Here is a 16,318-nt window from a genome sequence, read left to right on the forward strand (position 1 = left end):
GGTCTCCTCCCCAAGTCGGTTGCGCCAGCATAGCGCGGCGCGCTCCGGCTGCACCATGACCTTCGTCTAGGCCATAGGAATCATCGCCATGAACACCCCAGTCCTAAGCTCGCCAGTCTACCGGCTGCGGCCGGACCAGGTCCCCGATTTCCCTGAGGGCGGAAAGTGGGGCGACGCGCTCCGCTGGAGCCTCGCCGTCATGGACCCTGGCGATCGCGATATCGAGTTCCTGGCCAGCCTCCTCTCGTACTGCCTGAAGCATGGCGGTCTGACCGAAAAGCAGGCGCATCACGCCACGCGCACCATCACGCGCGTGCGCGATCGCTGGCGCGCCGGCGAGCTCCAGTTCTGCCAGAGCAACCCGCAGCAGAGGGCCGAGCACCCCTCCGCTCGCCTGATGCTCACTCCGGCGAACGGGATGCGCTGATGGCCGAGATCATTCCGTTCCCCCGAACCCGCAATCGGCGATTCATCCTGAAGCATGCCGGCAATATCGCCGGCATGTCGGCTGCGCAGGGTGAGAAGTACCTCGCCAACACCGTGCTGAAGGTGCAGCGCGAGACCATGCTCAGGCGCGGCGTCGGATCGCCTGTGGTCGAGCAGGAGATGCGAGCGCTGGAACTCGCGATCCGCGCCGCGCTGTGGCGCGTCGTCATGGAAGGCGGCGCTGCATGAGCCGCCGCACCAAGGCGAGGACGATCGAGGGCCCGTTCGTCAGTCACTCCCACGCAATGCGCATCTCGCCGGCTTGGCGCCATCTCCCTGACGATGCTCGCCGCGTTCTCGATCAGCTTGAGGTCGAGCACATGGAGCACGGCGGGACGGAGAACGGCCGGCTGATCCGAACCTACAGCGACTTCGAGCGGGGCGGCATTCGGCGCGCCTCCGTCGCGCTCGCCATCCGCCAGGCATCGGCCCTTGGCTTCCTGGAGATCACGGCCTCAGGGCAGAGATCGGCCGCTCAGTTCCGGCAGGCCAACTTCTACAGGCTGACCTATGTGATCGGGCGCGCACCGAGCCCGCCGCCAACGAACGACTGGCGCCGCATCGCGAGCGACACCGCCGCAGCCGCCGCGCTCAGCCAGGCGGCTGGAAAGCGTCGGCACGACACACAGCCAGTCCGTCGTGAGCGTAGGGACGGAGATATAGATAGTAGGCGCACGGGCGCGTCTAGAACCGTAGGCGCGCCGGCGCGTCTAGCGAGGCGCCCTCTGTAGGCGCGCCCGCGCGTCTACAGCTAGTTCCGCCTGCGCGTCCGGCTTTTCAAATCTACCGGCTCGGCAGGCGCAGCAACCACGCTTGCCAGCGAGGCCGACAACCCTCGTGGGCCATAACACGAATGGGGCGCACACGACCGTGAAGATGGAGGGTGAGGTAGAGCGCCCGGGATCCAGCGCTCTTGCCCCAGTGCAACTTTTCCCCCTCGCTGAAGTGAAGATCGAACTTTCCCAGGCCGTCGATCCTGAAGTTTGTGTGCCCTTCATCAGGGGTTTCGTCGAGCGGTGGCTCCGACCGGCTGAACGGCCATGGCAGCGGCGATCGCCACTCGAGTTGGAAATGAGAGACCATCGCAGGAACGGGGCTGAGGTTCACAATGGTGATGACATCGGGCTCATCATCCAAGCTGATGAACCAAGCTGTTGCGGCGAAGCGGGCGCGGTCCCTGAAGAACGTCTCCCAAACCTTGATGCCGCCAAGGCCGGACGACACGACAAGGCTGAACATCGAGATCACCATGCTCCAATCGGCTGTCGTCATAATCTGCATCGGTCGCCCCAGCATCAGGAATGATCGATCTTGCCACGCCTACGGTTGAGGCGCAGCGCTGAGCATTAGCCTGCGCTCGCCAGATGACGATGTAAGTGGGGACGCATGATGCGGGGGCGCGTCAAGTCGCGCGCCCCCAGGTAGGACAATCAGCGAAGGCGTGATCGTCGACCGAAGCGGATGTTGGCGAATAGCCAACGTCCCACGCATATGCGGATGCGGAATGCGAGCATCCCAAGGCTCCGTCGCCCACCGAACATGATCGCGAATCTCGTGGAGCGTGGGCGGCCGCACGACATCCTTTCGCCCGCGCATCGGGCGGCAGAATGTCAAGCGGCGGGCTATGCCCGCGGGTCGCGACCTACGAGGGCCGCTATCGCCAAGGTCGCCGCTGAAAAGCGCCGCCCGGATCTTCCGACGCCCCAGCAGTCACAGGCAACCATGGCAACACGAGGGCGGTCAGAATCGAGGATAGGGGACCCCGTTTCACACCGCCACCCCGATCGGTTCGCCGGGTCCTTCCTCCCCCCACCCCGGCCACGGGTAACGCGCGACGTCGGGCCATCGCTAGGCGCAGAGGCTGAAAGTCATGCAACAGAGCAATGATGCAACGCTGATTTCCATGGCCGAAGCGGCTCGCCGGCTCGGCTTGAACCGGTCGACGCTCCAGCGCCAGGTCGCGCGCGGGGCGATCCGCTCGCATGGCGGAATGGTAAGGCTGGCTGAGGTTTTGAAGGACCGAGCCAACAACCTCGATCCGTCGCGCGGCCGGCGTAAGGTGGCGACACTCGATCGCACCCAACGAGCAACGCCCCCTGTTGCCTCGGGTGATCTGGTAACAGGCAACGACGGCGAGCCTGTTGCATATGACGATCCGGCCATTTCGGCCGCCCGCTTCCTCGCTGCTCACGCGTCGGCGATCGTCGCGAAGATGGCCGTCGAGGCCGGCGCTCCGATGCGGATGGCCTACGCCCTGGCGGCGATGGTCCGCATGGAGCTGATGGGCGCGGCCGACGATCACTTCAACCGGGCTGGCGTCGAGCTCGACGAAAACTGGTGCCCGCGCGACGTCCTGGCATCTGTGGGGCCGAATTGGCGGGCCTTAGCGGCGAAGGCAGGGGAGCGCGTCAGTCGTGAGGCTTGGGAAGCCTGGACGAGTGCGCTCCCATGGTTCCGTGACGACCTGGTCGATGACCGGGTGCCTTACCCTTCGCTGCCGGAACCGGGGAGGCGTTGATGACCTCTCGGGCGTTTGGGCAGCGCTTCCTGCAAAATTCTGGCGCTAGGAACACGTCGCGGTCGCGCGTTACCCGTGACGCACGCCCCTTTGGCAAGGACCCTGGAATGCGCTGGGGGTGCCCGGTTGGCGCCGGGTCCCCCTATGTAGGCAGCCGGTGATGGACACGGTGCCCGATCAGGAAGCGCTCGTCGCGCTGGTCGCCGACCTCGAGCAGGTGTTGGCGAGGGCGCGAGCCGCGATTGGCCGCGAGGCGCCAGCAACGCCGTCCGCCACCTTCGGCATTGCCGCGGCCCTCAAGTTTTCGAAGCGGGATCGCAAGACGCTGCTGCGATGGGCTGAGAAGTGCCCCGGGCTGGCGTGGAAGGATGCCGGAGGGCGGTGGCAGTTCGACAAGCGAAAGCTGGCCGATCTGGCTACAGGAAAGCCGAAAATGGGAGGATTTGGGTAGGTTTGGGTAGTTGAAATGGGATAGGCGTCTCGCTCACCTTCAGCGGCATGAAGACCACAGCCGCCACCGCCATCGCCCGTGTGCTGCCGTCGCGCTCGTCGACCGCCGCGCTTGAGCGCAAGCTCGCCGATCTGACCAAACGCCGCGAGCGGTTCGCAAGGGAGCATGCCGCCGCCCAGCGCGCCTACGACGAGGCGCTCGGGGCGCAGCGCCAGCACATGCTCGAAGGCGATCTCGATGATGCGCGCGCCACGGCCCGGGTCGATGATGCCTTTGCCGCGGCGAAGGTGAAGCGACAAGCGCTCGAGGATGCGCTCCGGGCGCTGGCCGTGGCCGTCGAGGATACCGAACACGCAATCGCCGAGCAGAGGGACCGGGCGGAGCGGCAGCGAGTTGCGACTGAGTGCGAGGCTCGCGCCGAGGCGATTGAAAAGGCCGCGGCAGAGTTGCAGCGGACGCTCGTGCCGGTGGGCGAGGCCTATGCGGCGCTCGTTCGGACCATTCGCCAGAGCGGGCTGGGCATCGGCGACTTCGGCCTCCCCGTTGCGCCGGAGCACGTCGCGCTCGCTATCCTACGCCCCGCCATCCGCCCCATGGCTCCAGGGCTGATCCCGGATCCTGTCGACTTCCCCGGCTATCCAATCGACGCCGACTCTCTGGCGGCCGCGCGGCGGCTCCAGGCGGAAGCGCTGCGCGCCGCCGGCCGCGCCATTCTCGCGGGCGAGGCTCCCGCCGTTGCGCCGGTGGCCGCCGTTGCGATCCCGATCGTCCCGCCGCCGCCCACCTTCCCCGAGGTCGAGGTCGTGCTCGACCGGCCAATCTCTTACACGGCCGTCAACGGCCACACGATCCAGACGCCGGCCGGTGGCGTCACCATCCCCGAGCCCGTGGCCGAAGCGGCGAAGGCCAAGGGCATCGGCTTCGATCCCGGCACGAACGAGGCAAAGGCGATCGTGGCGCGCCTGCGCAGCAATCCGGCGCGGTTCGTCGGTGTGCTTGCGCCCGACCGGGCGCGGGAGGCCGAGACGATGTGGACCAACGTCGGCGTCAGCCTCTACGAACTCGCCGCTTCCACGCGGGGCGCGGCGTGATGATCGGCGCATATGGTTGCGGCCGTCACTGCGGCCAGGCGCTCCGCAAGTCGCGGGCGCCGCTGCAGCCGGTCGTGGTGAACGTCGGCGCACTGGGCGACGCACGGCAGGGGAGCCTCTTCCGCGCCATCGCCGTGAAGGAGGCCGAGGTCGTCGCCCACGAGGCCGGCCACGTCGTCGGCGCCGCGCTTTACGGCCGGCGCACGCTTCACGCGCAGGTCGGCCACGAGCCCCACGTCGCGTTTGACGAGGACCCCTTCCGGTGTCGGTGGGAGGAGCCGCTGGCCGTCGCCACGCTGGGCGGCCCGGTCGCCGGCGGCATGACGCTCCACAACGTCGCCCCGCCGCCGGCCGAGGTGATGACCTACCACCTGGCCAAAGCTCGCGCGGGCGGCACAGGGACGTGCGACGAGTGCAGGCTCGCCGAGCTGCTCGTCGTGCTCCACGGCGATGAGCCGGACGCGCGTCTCGCCGAGCGCTGGCGTGCCCACTGGCGGCATAGCGTTGACCTGTTCGACCGGCTCGAAGTGCGGTGCCAGGTGAACAAGCTGGCCCGGGCGCTGCGGACCGAGATCCACCTCGACGGCTCGGCCATCGATCGCATCATCGACCGCCCCATGCTCGAGCGCGTGCCGCCGGAGCTGGCGCCGTGATCCGCCTGCTCAAATCGCTCTTCCGCAGGCCGGCCACGGCGGTGCGGGACGAGGGCGGGCTGCCCGTGCCGCGGGATCGGCGGGCGGCCCGCCCGAGAAATTGGCTCCGGCCGGAGCCGCGCCCCAGCGACGCCTGGCGCGCATTCCAGCCGCCGCAGATCTGGCGCATCCGAGAAGGAGTCCGACATGGCCGATCATCCTGACATGGCGGCACTCGCCGCAGCCGGCGACGGCACGCTCCGGCGCTACAGCCCCGTGTGGTCATACCCGGGCGCGCCGCTCGACCCGAACCTCACGGCCAACCAGCGCTTGCCGCTCGCGAATGTCTCGGCCGGCGCCGTCGCGTCGGCGCTCGCCGACGGTAGTTGGGTCGTGACCGAGACCGACGCCGCTGGCGCGCCGGCCGCCATCACCCCCGCGCCCGGCCCGGGGCGCGTACGCACGGCGGCCGAGGGCGGCACCGTGGGGTTGCGCCGTGGCTGACGAAGCGCTCCGGTTTCCCGTCGCTGTTGTCGACCAATTCAGCGGCCCGTTGCGCGCGTTCAAGCAGCAGCTGAACGCGATCACTCCCGGCCCCGGCCTTGGACGCCTGCGACAGGAGATGACGGAGGCGACGCGATCGGCAAATGAGCTTCGCGCCGGGATCGAGCGTGGGCTGCAGCCAGCCCTCAACGCGATCGGCGTCACCAGCCTGACCGTCGGCGGCGCTCTGGCCGGCATCGCCGCTACCGTGCGGGTCTTCTCCGGCTCGACGGCGGAGCTGGCGCGCTTCTCGGCCGCCACAGGCGTCGCCATCAACGCCGTGCGGACCTGGCAGGAAGTCGGCGCCCGTCTCGGCATCCCGGCTGAGCAGATGCGCTCAGCGCTCGGCTCGTTCTCCGAGCAGTTCCGCGATCTCCAGAAGGGCTATGGCCAGCTCTTCAACTGGGGCATGGGGCAGAACAGCGAGATCCAGGCGCTGTTCACCCGCATGCGCCAGGCGAAGGATGCGGCGACCGCCTTCGGTGAGGCGATCGAGTTCATGGAGAAACGCATCCCGAACCCGGCCGAGCGGCGCAAGTTCGCTGAGGCGGTGTTCGGGAACGGCGATTTCGCCATCCTCGGCGCCCGCTTGCTCGGCAAGCCGATCAAGGAGTTGATGAAAGAGGCCGAGCGCGACTTGGGCAAGCTGCCGGAATCGGCCGCGAAGAACGCGCTCGCCTTCGAGGAGGCGCTCGACAAGATGAGCGCCAGCCTGCGCGGGCTGCGCGACGCCGTCGGGAGCGATCTGCTCAACAGCCTGCGGCCGATGATTGACCAGCTTCGGGAGTGGGTCGATCTCAACCAGGGCGAGATCAAGACCGGCGTCGTCGACAGCATCAGGGCGGCGACGGAGTGGCTGAAGGGCCAGGACTGGAAGGCGATCGGGTCCGACCTGACCACGATGTTCGGCAACATGAAGGAGATCGCCGGCGGCGTTGCCGACGCGTTCAGGGTGATCAAAGCGGCCGTCGATGAGGCCCAGGCGGCGATCGACAAGCTTGTCCAGTGGACGGACCGGCTGGGCAGAGCGCTCAACGGCGGCGACGTCAAGGACATCACGCCGGAGGAGCGGCAGCGGCTGATCGAGGAGCAGAAGCGCCAGCCGCCCAAGTCGCTCTTCGACCGCATGCGCGGGTTCTCGCCGATCTCCTACGGCGGCGGTGGCGGGGACGCGGCTTATGGCTCGCCCTTCGAGATGTTCCGCGACGCGGTGCGCGACGGCGTGCTCGAGGCGCTGCGCGAGTTCGTGGCTGGCGGCCCTGGCGGCGCTGGCGGCATCCAGCGCGCCAGCCTCGGTTGGGCCGGCGGCGGTGGCGGCGCGTTGCCGGAGATGTCCGGCGGCAGCGGCTTCAGCGGCGGCTGGCGGCGCGGTGGTCCGGGTGGCCAGGGTCGGCGCGAAGGAACGGACGCGCCCATCCCGGAGGAGCCGCGCGGGCCGGCACCTGGCACTACCCCTGGGAGCGGCGGTTTGGGGTCAAACGGCGCGCCGGTGCCGCCGCCTCGCCCGAGCGGCCTCACGCCCGGCAGCGGGGTGCCGCGGATCCGGCGGTCCGACCTGTCGCCGGGGCAGCAGCGGTCGGTAGAGGCCGTGCGCGGCGCCGGCGCGCGAACGGGTGACCACCGGCTCGATGCCATCATCGCGGCGGAGGGGACGGCGAAATACGGCGACCCGTTCAACGAGACCTTGGGATATGGGCGATACGCGCGCCCGCCGAAGCCCCTCACGGAGATGACACTCCGAGAGGCCTACCAGTTCGGCCGTGAAATTCGCCGACGTCATGGGAGCAGCTCGGCGCTCGGTGCCTTTCAGATTGTGGGGCAAACGATGCGTGACATCGCGATGCCCGGGGCCGGCTTGACGTGGGACGACAAGTTCAGCCGCGAGAACCAGATCAAAATGGCTCGGGCAATCTGGAAGGCGCAGGGACCGGGCGCGTGGGAAGGCTTCAAGCGGCACCCGCGAGAGCTTGCCAAGGCGATCAGGGGCGGCAGCTACGATGTAGACAGCGCAGAGTGGCCATCCGGGGGACGAAAGTCCTACTCAGGATTGTCACGTCTGGCTGACGAAGACGCCGCTCAGTCTGGAACCGACTCAACGTCGTTTCCAAAGGCCTGGCGAAAGGCTGTTGACGATCTGGCCGAAACCAAAACCTTACCCAAGCGTGCCGCGGAGGCAGGCGGGGGAGGTCAGTCGGCGACCGGGTCAGTCAATATCACGCTCGACGGCTTTCCGAAGGGCATGCGGGCCCGCACGAGCATGGATGGGCTGTTCAAGGAGGTGACCGTCAACCGGCCTCGCGCAATGCCCAATGCTGACGAAGGGGATTAGTCCCGAGGCGGGAGCTTGTTGCAATACGCCTCGATATATCCGGGGCCAAAGTCTGACTGGTCCTCGATTTGGATTGCCTTGCCGCCGTGGCCATTGTCGGCCCACTCGATGATCTTCGGCTTGCTTGTTTTTGCAACAAACCCGATTACCTGCCCCGGAGAGGTGCCGGGGGCGCGGACGAACGGGAAAGTCCCGGTTTCATCGAACCCGAACACGGCGACCGCCTGAACGCCATCGAGATCTAACGGCTTCTTAAGCTTGAAGTAATTCAGGCTGTCGGCAACGCGGGTTGGCTTGTTACTGATAAGGCCGATATCCCGGAAGAAGTAGAGGACGGATGCGGGCGCGGGCGGTACGGCGCAGCTGATCTGCTCAAGAAGAACCTGCGCTGGCCGTGATCGTTCGGCCGCTCCCGCCGCCCCCGGCGCGAGGCAGGCGAGTAGGGCGAGGGTGGGGAGGGTGACCTTGGAGGATCTGAACATGCCGGAGGGCCGTGCTCGTGAGATGGACGCGACGATCGCGGCCATCCTGGATCGGATGGGCGATCGTGTCCAATCGGTCACGTCGACGTACGTCTATGGCAACAAGCAGAGCAGCACGACCGTCGTGCTGGCCCCGGCCGCTGTCCCGGCGCTGCCCGAAGCTGCGGCGACGCCAAAACTGGACGGATTGTTCCGGTCGGTAAAGCTCAACCGCCAAAGCGCGATGTCGAATCCAGATGTGGCGTGATCGCCTCCGTCCGGCGTCGTTCCGCGGCGCGCAGTTCCACGTCGAGGCGGGCGTCCGCGCAAGCGGCCGCCGCATCGCCATGCACGAATATGCCAAGCGGGATGACCCCTACGCCGAGGACCTCGGCCGCCGGGCGCGCCGTCATCCCATCTCGGCCTACCTGGTCGGGGCCGACTATCAGGCGCCGCGCGATCAGCTGATCGACGCGCTCGAGCGGGAAGGGGCGGGGATGCTGGTGCACCCGACGCTGGGCTCGTTCCGGGTGGTCTGCGGCGGCTACAGCGTCCGCGAGAGCCGTGAGCGAGGCGGCTTCTGCGAATTCGATATCGAGTTCCTGGAGTCAGGCTCGACCGGCGCCGATCGTTTCTTCGAGGACACCGCGGCGAACGTCGTGAACAAGTCCGACGACGCAGCCGCTGCCGCAGCCGGCCGGGCAGGGGAGGACCTGACGAAGTGAAGGCCTCTGACGCAAAGGAAGCGGCCGCGCTCCTGTCCCCCGTGCTCGACGCGCTGCTCACGTCGGCGACCGATCGCGCCAGCGCCGAGGCGGCGGATCTTCGCCGGCAGGTGGGGGCGCTCCAGGCCTCGGCCGAGACCGTCATTTCGAATGCGACCCTGCCGGCGCCGCTGCTTGCGTGCTTCGACGCCGCGCGCGGCGCGGGCGCGACGCTCGACACCATGGCGGCGGTCCGCGCGATAGCCGTCGGCGCCGTGGCGAGCGTCAACGCCGCTGAGACGGTGCGGCAGCTGTGCATTCGCTTCTGCTTGATCGCCGAAGCGCGGGTCCTCGCCGGCGTCACGCTGACGAGCCGCGAGGACGTCGATCGCCTACGCGACCGCTTCAATGCGGCGTTCGACCCGGCCGAGGAATTCGCGGCCGATGCCATGGACTCGGTGAACTACAAGGCGCTGGTCGCCCTGCACGCCGCGGTAATCCACGACCTGGTGACGCGCGCCCGGCCGCTGCCGCGCATCGTGAACTATCGGCTTGCGGAAACCTTTCCGACGCTGGTCATCGCCAACCGGCTCTATGGCGATGCAGGCCGGGCAGATGAGCTGCGGGCCGAGAACAAAATCATCCACCCGGCCTTTCCGCCGCGCGCCGGCCGGGCCCTGTCAGCCTGATGCCCCGGCCAGAAGAGGTTGCCGAGATCAGCGTGAACGGACGGCGCTACCGCGATTGGACGTCGGTCTCCGTGTCTCGCGCCGCCGGCGACGAGTCCATCAGCCGCTTTGCCTTCGATGCGGCCAGTCCATCGGAAAGCGGCGCCAACTGGTCGGGCCTGAAGCTGAAGATCGGCAACACCGGCGAGATCCGGCTCGGTGGCGTCCAGGTCATCAACGGCGTCATCAACGTGCGCCAGGTGGCGTTCGACGCGAGCCGCCACGGTCTCCAGGTGCAGGGCGTCAGCAAGTGGGCGGACACCGCGCAGTCGGCCGTCGATTACACCAAGGGCCAGTTCCGAAAGTCGAGCCTGAGCCAGGTCGCCAACTCGGTCCTGAAGCCCTTCGGCATCAAGTTCAAGCTTGAGGGCAGCCCGGAGGGCGCGGACAAGGCCTTCGACCGGGTGCATGTGATCCCAGGCGAGACGGTCTTCGCCTTCATCGAGCGCCTCTGCCGGATGCGGCACATCTTCCTGACCGACGATGTGAGCGGGGATCTCGTCGGGTTCCGGTCCGGCAGCCAGACCCAGGTGGTCGCCGACCTTCAGGAGGGGCGGAACATCCTCAGCGCCAACGTCGTGATGAGCGACGAATATGCGCTCGGCAAGATCCGGACGATCGGCTCGAAGCCGGGTAACGATCAGAGCTGGGGCGACGACAGCCGGGATGTCTCGGCCACCTCGGAGAACCCCGGCGTCGGCCGGAACCGGCAGTCCGTCATCATGATGGAGGAGCCGGGCGACCAGCGTGATGCCCAGCTCCGGGCCAACCACGAGATGTCGGAGAACGCCGCGACCCAGCTGCTGGGGACGATCGTCGTCCAGGGCTGGTTCCGGGATGATGGAACGCCATGGCTCAACAGCCTCGGCAAGCACGTGAGCGTCTATTCGCCGATGATCTTTCCGAGCACCCGGATGACGCTGGCCATTAGCCAGGTCGTCAGCACCCAGGACGAGCGATCGGGCACGCGCACGGCGCTCTCGCTGTGCCTGCCGTCGCGCTACGGCAGCAGCGGCATGGTCGAGACCGGGGGCGGGGCGGTGAACCCGGCACAGCCGGATGGACCCGACCAATGAAGCGGTCCTCGACCCGGTCGACGGCCGACCGCATGGGCGGCGCCATTGCGCGCGGCACGCTGGAGAAGGCGAGCGACGCCCCGCGCATGCAGGAGGTCGACGTCAAGCTGGCCCACGGCGAGCCCGCGAATGGCGTCGAGCTCTTCCAGCCGTACGGCTTCACCGCCGTCGGCCAGCCGCCGACCACTGAGGGCGGAAAGAAGCGCAGGGCCGAGGTCGTCCTACTGTTCCCCACGGGTGCTCGCTCGCATCCGATCGCGCTGATGGTCGGCGACCGCCGCTATCGGCTGAAGGGTCTCCAGAATGGCGAGGTCGCACTCCATGACGACCAAGGCCAGAAGGTGCACCTCTCCCGCGCCGGCGTGGTTCTCGAGGTGCCCGAGGGCAAGACGATCACCAACAAGGTCGGCGGCGTGACGATGAGCCTGAGCAAGGACGGCCTCGACGTCACCGGCGGCTACATCAAGCACAACGGCAAGCGGATCGATGCCGAACACCGGCACGATGGCGTGCAGCCCGGATCGGGCACCACCGGAGAGCCGATCGCATGAGCGACGGGATCACCGAGATCACGCCGGACGATCTGACGCTAGGTTGGCTCATGCAGCCGCTCGACGGCACGGACCAGACCGGGGAGCTTGCGTCCGCCGTCATCGTGGCGCTCGGCACCGACCGGCGCGCAGACGAGGCGGACGAGCTGCCGGCGATCGACGCCGACGACCGCCGCGGCTGGTGGGGCGACACCGGTGCGGCCGAGATCTGGGACGGCTGGCCGATCGGCTCGCGTCTTTGGCTGTTGGCGCGCGCTGCCATCCGGCCTGCAGGTGCCCGACAGGGCAGCACGCTCGCGCTGGCTGAGACGTATGCTTATGAGGCGCTCCAGCCGCTCATCGCGCGTGGCATTGCCAGCCGCGTCGTCGTGGTGGCCGACCGCGTCGGGACTGAGCGCATCGACGTCGTCGTCACGATCTATCGCGGGCCGCGCGACGCCGTGGCGCTGCGCTTCCAGAACCTCTGGACCGGGATCGTCGCATGACCTGGCAGACGCCGACCTTTGCCGACGTCCGCCGGCTCGCCCGCGACTACGTGAATGGCAAGCTTCCGGGCGCTGACGCGGGCGCGCCAAACACGCGGCTCCGGGTCCTATCGGATTCGAACGCCGCCCTCGCGCACCTGACGCTGCAATACATCGATTGGTTGTCGGATCAGCTGCTGCCCGACACCGCCGAATCCGAATGGCTCGATCGGCACGGCCGGATCTGGCTGGGCGGCCGCAAGACGCCGACCTTCGCCGGCGGCTTGGTGGCGATCACAGGCGTCGAGGGCACCATCGTGCCGGAGGCGACGCGGCTCGCCAGCGGCTCGGTCGAGTATGAGACGCTCGACCCGATCACGCTCGGGCCCGGCGCGACCGAAGCGCCGGTGCGCGCACTGACGGCGGGCACGGCAGGCAACCGCGACCCGGGCGACGTCCTGAGCCTGTCGGAGCCGCCTCCGCTGATCGATGGCCAGGCGTTGGTCGTCGCAATGACTGGCGGCGCCGATGCCGAGAAGGACGACGATCTCCGCGCCCGCGTCCTGGCGCGCATCCGCATGCCGCCGATGGGCGGGGCGGCGCACGACTATGTGCAGTGGGCGCTGGAGATCCCGGGCGTGACGCGCGCCTGGTGCTCGCCGATCGAGATGGGCATGGGCACGGTGACGGTCCGCTTCATGATGGACGAGCTGCGCGCGAGCACAGGCGGCTTTCCGACGGCGGATGACATCGCCTACGTCGCCGAGCAGCTCGATGCGGTCCGGCCGGTGGCGGTGATGGACTTCTTCGTGCTCTCGCCGATCGCCGAGCCGATAAATTTCGCGCTCGACAGCCTCAACCCGGACACCTCGGCGATCCGCGCGGCGATCACGGCCAATGTGGCGGCGATGCTGCGCGATCGGGCGCGGCCGGCCTACAGTCTCAACGGCATCAGCCAGGACGCTCAGACGATCTATTCGGAGTGGGTCTCCGCGGCGATCTACGCGACGCCGGGGGTCGACAACTTCGATCTCGACATGGTCGATCACGTGATGCCGTCGCCCGGGCACATGGCGGTGCCCGGCACGATCACCTGGCCGGCGTAGGCAGCACGCCATGCCCTGGATCACCGCCGCCGGCGAGCTCTATGCCTCGTCGGTGCAACTGACGGCCGACTTCGTCGACGCGGACGACGGCACCAAGTTCTGGCGCCGCTCCGGCGATGACTACGCCGAGGCGCTGGCCAACTTGCTGCCGCAGGGCGTTGCGTGGCCGCGCGATCCCGAGTCGGTGCTGATGCAGCTCGTCGCAGGGCTGGCGCAGACCTGGGGGCTTGTCGATGGCCGGGCTGCGGATCTGCTCCAGATCGAGAGCGATCCGCGGCTGACCGACGCAATGCTGGGCGATTGGGAGCGGGCCTGGGGGCTACCGGATCCGTGCGTGGCCGAGCCGCTGACCAAGGGCGATCGGCGGCTCGTGCTGGTCGGCAAGATGACCTTCGTCGGCCGCCAGGACCGGGGCTTTTTCGAGGGCTATGCCGCCAGCCTGGGGCACCGCATCCACATCACTGAGCACGCGCCGTTCATGTGCGGCGTCTCCGCCTGCGGCGACACGCGCGATGCCAGCGGAGATTACCGCTGGGAGATCGGGCCGCCGGAGATCCGCTTCTGGTGGACGGTCAGTTTTCTTGAGGTCCGCACGACCTGGTTCAGGTGCGGCCACGAGGGCGGCCAGTGCGGCATCGATCCCATGGTGCGGATGTCGTTGGCGACCGATCTCGACTGCATCTTCAGCCGGCTGAAGCCGGCCCACACGGACGTCATCTTCGACTACTCGGGCGTCGCCTAGAAAATCGGGAAGCGATATGAAGTTTGTCTCGCCTTACAATGACGGCGGCGACCCGAACGCGTCGTGGGTCGACGGCAATCCGGGCACGGGCACCGAGGGCTCGATCCCGCGGGCGGCGGCTTTCGAGCACCCGTTGCGGGAACTGGATTCGCTGATCGCATATAACAACCTCGTGCCGTCGGGCGCAGACCTCCAGCAGGTCACCAAGGCTGTGCGGGCTCAGTGGATCAACTACGCCGGCGTCGCCACCGGCACGGCGGACGCCTGGGTGCTGACGCTGCCGAATCCGCAGCCGACCGCGTGGTCGGCGCTGACGGGTGTCCCGATCCGCTGGCGCGCCGCCTACTCCAACACGGGCGGGTGCACTGTCGACCTCGGCTTCGGCATCAAGACCTGCCGCGCGTCTTCCGACCGACCGCTGGCTCGCGGCGACATCATCGGCGGCGGTTTCTACGAAGGGTTCTTCGACGGGACCTATTTCGTCGTCCTGAACACCTCGACGCTTCCGCAGGCGGCGTATTTTCCCAACGGTCCGCTGGTCGCCGGCCTCTACTTCGACCGGCCCGCATCGACGTGGGGTGGCGCGCAGATCCCGGTGTCCGGATCCGAGTTCGGCGGCACCTGGAACAGCGGCACCTTCACCTTCACCTTCACCACGCCTCGGCCGGACGCGAGCTACTTCATTGAAGGTGAGGTGGAGGTGGCCAGATACGTCGAGGCGCAGGAGCTCATGTCTCCTATCCCGTCGCCCTCGCTGTGGATTCCGTCGATCGAAAGTATCGACACGACCGACATCGCCAGCAAGTCGACCGCGTCGTTCACCATGACAGCAACGTCTACATCAGCTGTCGACGGAACGACAAAGCGACGCCGCAAGTACTACTACTGGCTGCGCGTGTACGGCTATAGTTGAGCGCGGATTTCCATGGCTGATTTGCAGACTATCAATATCGGATCTTACCCGAATTCGCAGGATGGCGACGATATCCGCAAGTCGTTCCAGAAGGCGAACGCGGTGGTCGACAGGGTCAACCAGCTCGATCCCAAGGTCGCCGCGCTGGAAGTGGGGGCAGTCGTATCAGGCGAGGCCATCGAAGCGGTCGAACAGAAGGCCCAGCTCGCATTCGACACCGCGACCTCGGCGGCCGCCGGCAACGGTGTCATCTGCAACACGCTCGATGAGCTGGAAGAGAACACCACGGCCCTTATCGGGCAGGTGATCGCCGATCCAGTGGGGACGAACAACGGCACCTATGCCCGCACCACTCCGGACAACCCCGCGACACCTTGGATCCAGGTCAGCACCGCCACCGTGACCGCCCTGGACGCGCGGCTCTCCCCGATGGAGATCGTCGTCGACGGCGCAAAGGTGCCTGTCGTGTCGGGGGACGTCGTTACGGAAGGCGGTCCGCTGCTCGATATCGTCAACAAGTTCGGCTTCGTGCTGGCAAGCCTGCTGCAGCGCGGTTTCGACGGCCAGGCGGTGCGCTGGAACTTCGGCATCGGGGACGACGGGACCATCTGGATCACCGACCCGAATGGGTTCAGCCCCTTCTACATCACCGCGGGCGGCGACGTGCAGGTCGCCTTCCGCTTGGCGCTGGAACGGCGGCTCGATGTCGTAGAAGCCTTGCTCCTGCCGCCGGCGCCGCCGGACGTGACGCCGCTCTATGGTCACGAGCTGTTCGCCGTCTCCGGCGAGATCATCCCGCTCCAGATCCGGTCCATGCTGAAGGGCCGGCGCGATGCGGAGATGGCGCTGGTGACTTTCTCGACCCGGCCGGATCAGCCGCTCGCCGGCTGGTGGCGCACATCGAGCGATCAGATTCTGATCGACGCCGACATGCTGCTGGCGACCACGGCGCAGATCACCGTGCGGCGGTTCGACACCATCCCCTTTTACCAGGTGCCGCTGACCGTCAGCCGCAAGGTGGTGCCGGTGAGTGGCTCGCCGGCGCCCAAGGTGCTCCTCCTCGCCGACTCGATCGGCAACCGGGCGCTCGGCAAGTTCGTGGCGGACCGGCTGACGGCCTGGGGGTTCAACCCGACCTTCGTCGGCACGTTCAAGGGAACGGCGTCAGGGGACAATCTGGCCGAGACCGGCCCGTTCGGCGAATGCCGGGAGGGCTGGGCCTTCGACGACTTCACCGGCCGGTCCATGGATGCGGACGTCGCCAGCATCCTGGCGGCCGGGTCGGAGGCGGCCTATGCGGCCATGACCAAGGACCAGAAGCGGCAGATCAACCCCTATCTGCGCGTCGCCATCGGCGGCGACGATCCGGCCAAGATCGTGACCATCAGCGGCGTTCAATACGTCTTCGACTTCGGCTTCTTCATCTCCCGCTTTGCCGGGGTCGCCGACCCCAAGATCCACGTCGAGAACCCGACCGTCATCTATATCCAGCTCGGCATGAACGACATCCTCGAGAGCACCTC

The 16,318-nt window shown here is 67.7% G+C and carries 20 protein-coding genes and 1 pseudogene; 19 read left to right on the forward strand and 2 right to left on the reverse strand.

Features of this window, described 5'->3' with window-relative positions:
• The first annotated feature begins 88 nt into the window (after positions 1–88).
• From IEW34_RS15680 to IEW34_RS15690, 3 genes are read left to right on the forward strand one after another with little or no spacing between them, the layout of a single operon-like run.
• A complete protein-coding gene (locus IEW34_RS15680) occupies positions 89–427 on the forward strand; it encodes a hypothetical protein (RefSeq protein WP_188610134.1) in 339 nt (112 codons plus the stop codon).
• Positions 427–675, forward strand: a complete 249-nt coding sequence (locus IEW34_RS15685) for a DUF6074 family protein (RefSeq protein WP_188610135.1) — start codon at positions 427–429, stop codon at positions 673–675. Before IEW34_RS15680 ends, IEW34_RS15685 begins: the two co-directional genes overlap by 1 nt.
• Complete coding sequence (locus tag IEW34_RS15690; RefSeq protein ID WP_188610136.1) at positions 672–1,217, forward strand: hypothetical protein; 546 nt, start codon at positions 672–674, stop codon at positions 1,215–1,217. Before IEW34_RS15685 ends, IEW34_RS15690 begins: the two co-directional genes overlap by 4 nt.
• Before the next feature lie 52 nt (positions 1,218–1,269).
• Here the strand turns inward: IEW34_RS15690 and IEW34_RS15695 are convergent, their stop codons facing one another.
• A complete protein-coding gene (locus IEW34_RS15695) occupies positions 1,270–1,758 on the reverse strand; it encodes a hypothetical protein (RefSeq protein ID WP_210324511.1) in 489 nt (162 codons plus the stop codon).
• Positions 1,759–2,356: 598 nt separating this feature from the next.
• On the opposite strand from IEW34_RS15695, the gene IEW34_RS15700 reads away from it, so the two are divergent.
• The 6 genes from IEW34_RS15700 to IEW34_RS15725 all read left to right on the forward strand — a co-directional run bounded on the left by IEW34_RS15700 (position 2,357) and on the right by IEW34_RS15725 (position 8,050).
• Positions 2,357–3,004, forward strand: coding sequence for a hypothetical protein (locus IEW34_RS15700; RefSeq protein ID WP_188610138.1), 648 nt, complete (start codon positions 2,357–2,359; stop codon positions 3,002–3,004).
• 160 nt (positions 3,005–3,164) lie between these two features.
• Positions 3,165–3,455, forward strand: coding sequence for a hypothetical protein (locus IEW34_RS15705; RefSeq protein WP_188610139.1), 291 nt, complete (start codon positions 3,165–3,167; stop codon positions 3,453–3,455).
• A 47-nt stretch (positions 3,456–3,502) separates the two neighbouring features.
• Positions 3,503–4,546, forward strand: coding sequence for a hypothetical protein (locus tag IEW34_RS15710; protein WP_188610140.1), 1,044 nt, complete (start codon positions 3,503–3,505; stop codon positions 4,544–4,546).
• Positions 4,546–5,199, forward strand: a complete 654-nt coding sequence (locus IEW34_RS15715) for a hypothetical protein (protein ID WP_188610141.1) — start codon at positions 4,546–4,548, stop codon at positions 5,197–5,199. The genes IEW34_RS15710 and IEW34_RS15715 overlap by 1 nt, the downstream gene beginning before the upstream one ends.
• A 186-nt stretch (positions 5,200–5,385) precedes the next feature.
• Positions 5,386–5,682, forward strand: a complete 297-nt coding sequence (locus tag IEW34_RS15720) for a hypothetical protein (protein WP_188610142.1) — start codon at positions 5,386–5,388, stop codon at positions 5,680–5,682.
• On the forward strand, positions 5,675–8,050 hold the full coding sequence (locus IEW34_RS15725; protein ID WP_188610143.1) for a hypothetical protein: 2,376 nt from the start codon (positions 5,675–5,677) through the stop codon (positions 8,048–8,050). The genes IEW34_RS15720 and IEW34_RS15725 overlap by 8 nt, the downstream gene beginning before the upstream one ends.
• On the opposite strand, the gene IEW34_RS15730 is transcribed toward IEW34_RS15725, so the two are convergent.
• Positions 8,047–8,532, reverse strand: a complete 486-nt coding sequence (locus IEW34_RS15730) for a hypothetical protein (RefSeq protein WP_188610144.1) — start codon at positions 8,530–8,532, stop codon at positions 8,047–8,049. The two genes, IEW34_RS15725 and IEW34_RS15730, sit on opposite strands and share 4 nt — an antisense overlap.
• On the opposite strand from IEW34_RS15730, the gene IEW34_RS15735 reads away from it, so the two are divergent.
• The 10 genes and pseudogenes from IEW34_RS15735 to IEW34_RS15780 form a co-directional block, all read left to right on the forward strand.
• Complete coding sequence (locus IEW34_RS15735) at positions 8,516–8,779, forward strand: hypothetical protein (RefSeq protein WP_188610145.1); 264 nt, start codon at positions 8,516–8,518, stop codon at positions 8,777–8,779. The genes IEW34_RS15730 and IEW34_RS15735 overlap by 17 nt on opposite strands.
• The gene (locus IEW34_RS15740; RefSeq protein ID WP_188610146.1) at positions 8,769–9,236 is read left to right on the forward strand and encodes a DNA circularization N-terminal domain-containing protein; all 468 of its coding nucleotides are present in this window, start codon (positions 8,769–8,771) and stop codon (positions 9,234–9,236) included. Before IEW34_RS15735 ends, IEW34_RS15740 begins: the two co-directional genes overlap by 11 nt.
• Complete coding sequence (locus tag IEW34_RS15745) at positions 9,233–9,904, forward strand: hypothetical protein (RefSeq protein ID WP_188610147.1); 672 nt, start codon at positions 9,233–9,235, stop codon at positions 9,902–9,904. The genes IEW34_RS15740 and IEW34_RS15745 overlap by 4 nt, the downstream gene beginning before the upstream one ends.
• 32 nt (positions 9,905–9,936) lie before the next feature.
• Positions 9,937–11,019, forward strand: a complete 1,083-nt coding sequence (locus IEW34_RS15750) for a phage baseplate assembly protein (RefSeq protein ID WP_188610148.1) — start codon at positions 9,937–9,939, stop codon at positions 11,017–11,019.
• Positions 11,016–11,570 (forward strand): phage baseplate assembly protein, encoded by a 555-nt coding sequence (locus tag IEW34_RS15755; RefSeq protein ID WP_188610149.1) that lies wholly within the window; start codon positions 11,016–11,018, stop codon positions 11,568–11,570. The genes IEW34_RS15750 and IEW34_RS15755 overlap by 4 nt, the downstream gene beginning before the upstream one ends.
• A complete protein-coding gene (locus IEW34_RS15760; RefSeq protein WP_188610150.1) occupies positions 11,567–12,055 on the forward strand; it encodes a phage GP46 family protein in 489 nt (162 codons plus the stop codon). The genes IEW34_RS15755 and IEW34_RS15760 overlap by 4 nt, the downstream gene beginning before the upstream one ends.
• Positions 12,052–13,140 (forward strand): baseplate J/gp47 family protein, encoded by a 1,089-nt coding sequence (locus IEW34_RS15765; RefSeq protein ID WP_188610151.1) that lies wholly within the window; start codon positions 12,052–12,054, stop codon positions 13,138–13,140. The genes IEW34_RS15760 and IEW34_RS15765 overlap by 4 nt, the downstream gene beginning before the upstream one ends.
• Positions 13,141–13,150: 10 nt before the next feature.
• Complete coding sequence (locus tag IEW34_RS15770; protein ID WP_188610152.1) at positions 13,151–13,882, forward strand: YmfQ family protein; 732 nt, start codon at positions 13,151–13,153, stop codon at positions 13,880–13,882.
• A 16-nt stretch (positions 13,883–13,898) separates the two neighbouring features.
• Entirely contained in the window at positions 13,899–14,795 is an 897-nt protein-coding gene (locus IEW34_RS15775) for a hypothetical protein (protein WP_188610153.1), read from the forward strand.
• Between the two features lie 12 nt (positions 14,796–14,807).
• Positions 14,808–16,318 (forward strand): annotated as a pseudogene (locus IEW34_RS15780) (hypothetical protein); the annotation flags it as partial.

The sequence above is a fragment of the Chelatococcus reniformis genome, from assembly GCF_014640075.1.
GTDB classification, from domain to species: Bacteria; Pseudomonadota; Alphaproteobacteria; order Rhizobiales; family Beijerinckiaceae; genus Camelimonas; species Camelimonas reniformis.